At 72.7% G+C, this 5,470-nt stretch carries 4 protein-coding genes; all 4 read right to left on the bottom strand.

Annotated features, from left to right (window positions below; translation table 11 throughout):
* Positions 1-204 precede the first annotated feature (204 nt).
* Positions 205-1,629: a UDP-N-acetylmuramoyl-L-alanine--D-glutamate ligase gene (gene murD, locus G3I42_RS22000; protein WP_164288478.1), complete on the bottom strand. Its 1,425-nt coding sequence runs from the start codon at positions 1,627-1,629 to the stop codon at positions 205-207.
* Positions 1,626-2,696: a phospho-N-acetylmuramoyl-pentapeptide-transferase gene (gene mraY / locus G3I42_RS21995; protein ID WP_009064394.1), complete on the bottom strand. Its 1,071-nt coding sequence runs from the start codon at positions 2,694-2,696 to the stop codon at positions 1,626-1,628. Before mraY ends, murD begins: the two co-directional genes overlap by 4 nt.
* Complete coding sequence (murF, locus tag G3I42_RS21990; protein ID WP_164288477.1) at positions 2,693-4,114, bottom strand: UDP-N-acetylmuramoyl-tripeptide--D-alanyl-D-alanine ligase; 1,422 nt, start codon at positions 4,112-4,114, stop codon at positions 2,693-2,695. The genes mraY and murF overlap by 4 nt, the downstream gene beginning before the upstream one ends.
* A 4-nt stretch (positions 4,115-4,118) precedes the next feature.
* Positions 4,119-5,470, bottom strand: a 1,352-nt coding sequence (locus tag G3I42_RS21985) for a UDP-N-acetylmuramoyl-L-alanyl-D-glutamate--2,6-diaminopimelate ligase (protein ID WP_164288475.1), incomplete at its 5' end; no start/stop codon positions are given.

Raw genomic sequence — 5,470 nt, 5'->3', positions numbered from 1 at the left:
CCGCTCCGCCGCCCGTGCCGCGCGCCCGTCCCGCGAAGGTCCTGCCGCGCAGCGGGAGGCCCGCGCGGGGTGCTCTCGGGCTGCGGCTGCGGTGCACGCGGGCGGAGCTGTACCGCCCGCCCTCGGCCGTACGCTCAGCGGCCATCGTCGCTGTCCCCTCCAGTCGTCCTGGCGCGGACCGGCCCGGCGGCGGGCCGGTCCGGTTCAGTCGCCTTCGGCAGCGGTGGCGCGTGCGCGGACCGCCTCGGCGAAGAGGTCGCCGCGCACGTTGTAGTTGGTGAACATGTCCATCGAGGCGCACGCCGGGGCGAGCAGGACCGTGTCGCCGCTCTCGGCGAGCCCGCCCGCCTCGCGCACCGCTTCGGACATCGCCCCAGTGTCGGCCCGGTCGAGGTCGACCACGGGTACGTTCGGCGCGTGTCGCGCGAGGGCTTCGCGGATCAGCGCGCGGTCGCGGCCCATGAGGACGACGGCCCGCAGGCGTTTCGCGGCGCCTTGCACCAGTTCGTCGAAGGACGCGCCTTTCGCGAGTCCCCCGGCGATCCAGACGATCGGTTCGTAGGCGGCGAGCGAGGCTTCGGCGGCGTGCGTGTTGGTCGCCTTGGAGTCGTCGACGTAGGAGACGCCGTCGATCGTGGCGACGTGCTCGATGCGGTGCGGGTCGGGCCGGAAGGCGCGCAGCCCGTCGCGCACCGCCGTGGCCGGGACGCCGTAGGCGCGGGCGAGCGCGGCGGCGGCGAGGGCGTTGGCGATGTTGTGCGGGGCCGGCGGGTCCACGTCGGCGACCTCGGCGAGTTCCTGGGCCTGCGCGCTCCGGTCGGGCACGAAGGCCCGGTCGACGAGGAGTCCTTCGACGACGCCGAGTTCGGAGGGGCGGGGGGTGCCGAGCGTGAAACCGATGGCCCGGCAGCCCTCCTCCACGTCGGCGGCGCGCACGAGTTCCTCGGTGGCCGGGTCGGCGGCGTTGTAGACGCAGGCGACCTGGTTGCCCTCATAGACGCGGCCCTTGTCGGCGGCGTACGCGGCCATCGAGCCGTGCCAGTCGAGGTGGTCGGGCGCGAGGTTGAGCACGGCCGCGGAGTGCGGCCGTACCGAGGGCGCCCAGTGCAGCTGATAGCTCGACAGCTCGACGGCGAGGACGTCGTACGGCTCCTTCGCGAGGACCGCGTCGAGGAGGGAGACGCCGATGTTGCCGACGGCGGCGGTGCGGTGGCCCGCCGCCTCCAGGATCGCGGCGAGCATCCGTACCGTCGTCGTCTTGCCGTTGGTGCCGGTGACGGCGAGCCAGGGCGCGGCGTCCGGGCCGCGCAGCCGCCAGGCGAGTTCGACGTCGCCCCAGACCGGCACCCCGGCCGCCTCGGCGGCGGCGAAGAGCGGCTTGTCCGGCTGCCAGCCGGGGGCGGTGACGACGAGTTCGGTGCCCTCGGGGAGGCTCGCGCCGTCGCCGAGGCGGACGGTGATGCCGAGGGCGCGCAGTTCCTCGGCCTGGGCGCGGGAGCGCTCGTCGTCGGCGTCGGTGACGGCGGTGACGAGGGCTCCGCGCGCGTGGAGGACGCGGGCGGCCGGCATCCCCGAGACGCCGAGCCCGGCGACGGTGACGCGGGTGCCCGCGAAGTCCTGCTCGGTCACTTGTCGGCCGCCCATCCCGCGTAGAAGAGACCGAGGCCGACGATGACGCACATGCCCTGGATGATCCAGAAGCGGACCACGACGAGGACTTCCGACCAGCCCTTGAGTTCGAAGTGGTGCTGGAGCGGTGCCATGCGGAAGACGCGCCTGCGGGTCAGCTTGAAGGAGCCGACCTGGATGACGACCGAGAGCGTGATGAGCACGAACAGGCCGCCCAGGAGGGCGATGAGCAGTTCGGTGCGCGAGCAGATCGCGAGTCCCGCGAGGGCGCCGCCGAGGGCGAGCGAGCCGGTGTCGCCCATGAAGATCTTGGCGGGCGAGGTGTTCCACCACAGGAAGCCGAAGCAGGCGCCCATGAGGGCGGAGGCGACGACGGCGAGGTCGAGCGGGTCGCGCACTTCGAAGCAGGCGGCCGGGTTGGTGAGGGTGGCCGCGTTGGCGCAGGACTCCTGGAACTGCCAGACGCCGATGAAGGTGTAGGCGCCGAAGACCATGACGGAGGCGCCGGTGGCGAGGCCGTCCAGACCGTCCGTCAGGTTCACGCCGTTGGACATGGCCAGGATCATGAAGAGCGCCCAGACCACGAAGAGCACCGGGCCGATGGTCCAGCCGAAGTCGGTGACGAAGGAGAGCTTCGTGGACGCCGGGGTGTTGCCGCGCTGGTCGGCGAATTGCAGGGCGAGCACGGCGAAGGCGATGCCGACGATGAGCTGACCGGCCATCTTCGCCTTGGCGCGCAGGCCGAGCGAGCGCTGTTTGACGATCTTGATGTAGTCGTCGAGGAAGCCGACCAGGCCCATGCCCGTCATCAGGAACAGCACCAGGAGCCCGGAGAAGCTGGTCGGGCTGCCGGTGATGAGCTTGGTGAGGAAGTACGCGATGAGCGTGGCGAGGATGAAGGCGATGCCACCCATGGTCGGCGTGCCGCGCTTGCTGTGGTGCTCGCGCGGCCCGTCGTCACGGATGAACTGGCCGTAGCCCTTGCGGGCGAGCAGCTTGATGAGCAACGGGGTGCCGATGAGGGTCAGGAAGAGACCGATCGCTCCCGCGAAGAGGATTTGCTTCATCGCGCGGCGGCCTCGCCCTCACCGGCGCCTTCCAGGAGGGCCTGGGCGACTTCCTCCAGGCCCGCCGCCCGGGACGCCTTCACCAGGACGACATCCCCCGGTCGCAGTTCCCCGCGTAGCAGGTCGATCGCCGCCTGTGTGTCGGACACGTGCACCGACTCCTCACCCCACGAACCCTCGTTGTATGCGCCCATGCGCAGCCAGGCCGCCTCCTGGCCCCCGACCGCGACGAGCTTGCTCACGTTGAGCCGGACGGCCAGCCGTCCGACGGCGTCGTGGGCGGCGAGCGATTCGTCCCCGAGTTCCGCCATCGTCCCGAGCACCGCCCAGGTCCGGCCGCCCTTGTCTCGGGCTGCCGAGCCCATCGCGACGAGCGCGCGCAGTGCTGCTCGTACGGAATCGGGGCTCGCGTTGTAGGCGTCGTTGACGATCGTCACGCCGTCCGGGCGCTCGGTGACCTCCATCCGCCAGCGGGAGAGGGAGCGTGCCTCGCCGAGACCAAGGGCGATCTCTTCGGCGGGCATGCCCAGCTCATGGGCGACGGCTGCGGCGGCGAGCGCGTTCGACACGTGGTGCTCACCGTACAGGCGCAAGGTCACTTCGCCGCACCCGGTGGGTGTGCGCAGGAGGAACCGGGGGCGTCCGGTGTCCGTAAGCGTGACGTTCTCGGCCCGGACTTCCGCATCGTCCGCTTCGCCGAAGAGGAGGACCCGTGCCCGGGTACGGGGTGCCATGCCGCGTACGAGCGGATCGTCCGCGTTGAGCACGGCGAGTCCGGACTCGGGCAGGGCCTCGACCATCTCGCCCTTGGCCACGGCGATCTGCTCCTTGCCGCCGAACTCGCCGATGTGGGCGGAGCCGACGTTGAGGACGATGCCGATGGAGGGCGGGGTGAGGCTGGTGAGGTAGCGGATGTGGCCGATGCCGCGGGCGCCCATCTCCAGGACGAGGTGGCGGGTCTCCTCGGTGACGCGCAGCGCGGTCAGCGGGAGCCCGATCTCGTTGTTGAGGTTGCCCGGGGGCCACACGGTGGGTCCGCGGCGGCTCAGGAGCTGCGCGATGAGGTCCTTGGTGGACGTCTTGCCCGCCGAGCCGGTCATGGCGATCACGGTGGTGCCCAGGCGCTCCACGACGGTGCGGGCGAGGGCGCCGAGGGCCGCCGTGACGTCGTCCACGACGATCGCGGGCACGCCGAGGGGCCGGGTCGCGAGGACGGCGACGGCGCCCGCCTCGACGGCGCCCGCGGCGTAGTCGTGCCCGTCGACGCGTTCGCCGGCGAAGGCGACGAAGAGTCCGCCGTCCTCGACGGTCCGGGAGTCGGTGACGACGGGACCGGTGACGCGAAGCTCCGGGTCCGGTATGTCGTGGGTCCGCCCGCCGACGATGTCAGCGATCTCGGCGAGAGAGAGGGCGATCACAGGTTCATCCCACGCTTTTCTGCTGCGCGGCCGGGGTGGCCGCGGCTTTGCGGATGGCTTCCTTGAGGACCTCGCGGTCGTCGAAGGGGCGGACGACCCCGTTGACGTCCTGGCCCTGTTCGTGACCCTTGCCCGCGATGAGCACGGTGTCCCCGGGCTCGGCGCGGGCGACGGCGGCGGCGATGGCCGCTGCCCGGTCGGCGTCCACGAGGACGTCCCCGCGCTCGTGCACGGGCACCTCGGCGGCGCCCGCGAGCATCGCGGCGAGGATCGCGAGGGGGTCCTCGGAGCGCGGGTTGTCGGAGGTGAGGACGGCGGTGTCGGCGAGGCGCGCCGCGGCGGCGCCCATCGGGCCGCGTTTGGTGGTGTCGCGGTCGCCGCCGCAGCCGAGCACGACGTGCACGCGGCCCTCGGTGACGCGGCGCAGCGAGCGGAGCACCGATTCGACGGCGTCGGTCTTGTGCGCGTAGTCGACGACGGCAAGGTAGGGCTGTCCCGCGTCGACGCGCTCCAGGCGCCCGGGGACGCCGGGGACGGCCCCGACGCCCTCGGCGGCGACGCGGGGGTCGGTCCCGGCCTCGGCGAGGGCCGCGACGGCGGCGAGGGTGTTGGCGACGTTGAAGGCGCCGGGCAGCGGGGCGCGGGCCGGGTAGCGGGAGCCGTCGGGGCCGACGACGGTGAACGTCGAGTCGGTGGGGCGGATCTCGACATCCTCGGCGCGCCAGTCGGCGTCGGGGTGGCCCTCGGCGGAGAAGGTGACGATCGGGACCTCGGCCTCGGTGACGAGCCGGCGCCCGTACTCGTCGTCGTAGTTGACGACGCCTCGGCGGCTGCGCGCGCGGGTGAAGAGCTGGGCCTTGGCCTGGAAGTAGTCCTCCATGCCGGAGTGGAACTCCATGTGCTCCGGGCTCAGGTTGTTGAAGACGGCGACGTCGTGGACGACGCCGTCGACGCGGCCGAGCACGAGGGCGTGGCTGGAGACCTCCATGGCGACGGCGTCGACGCCGCGTTCGCGCATGACGGCGAAGAGCGCCTGGAGGTCGGTGGCCTCGGGCGTGGTGCGCTCGGACTTGAGGCGCTCGTCGCCGATGCGGGTCTCGACGGTGCCGATGAGCCCGGTGGCGTGCCCGGCGGCGCGCAGGCCGCCCTCCATGAGGTACGCGGTGGTGGTCTTGCCGGAGGTTCCGGTGATGCCGATCTGGAGGAGGTCGTCGCCCGGGTTGCCGTAGATGCGCGCCGCGAGGGCGCCCATGCGGCCGCGCGGGTCGCCGACGACGAGGACGGGGAGCCCGGCGGCGAGGACGCGCTCGGCCCCCGCGGGGTCGGTGAGCGCGGCGACGGCGCCGAGCGAGGCGG

The sequence above is a fragment of the Streptomyces sp. SID11385 genome, from assembly GCF_010548245.1.
In the GTDB taxonomy this organism is placed as follows: Bacteria; Actinomycetota; Actinomycetes; order Streptomycetales; family Streptomycetaceae; genus Streptomyces.
This window is presented reverse-complemented; position numbering and strand designations above follow the sequence as displayed.

Bases quoted from the DNA above. Each gene is read 5' to 3' on its own strand.
- mraY (WP_009064394.1), bottom strand. From the start codon at position 2,696: ATGAAGCAAATCCTCTTCGCGGGAGCGATCGGTCTCTTCCTGACCCTC.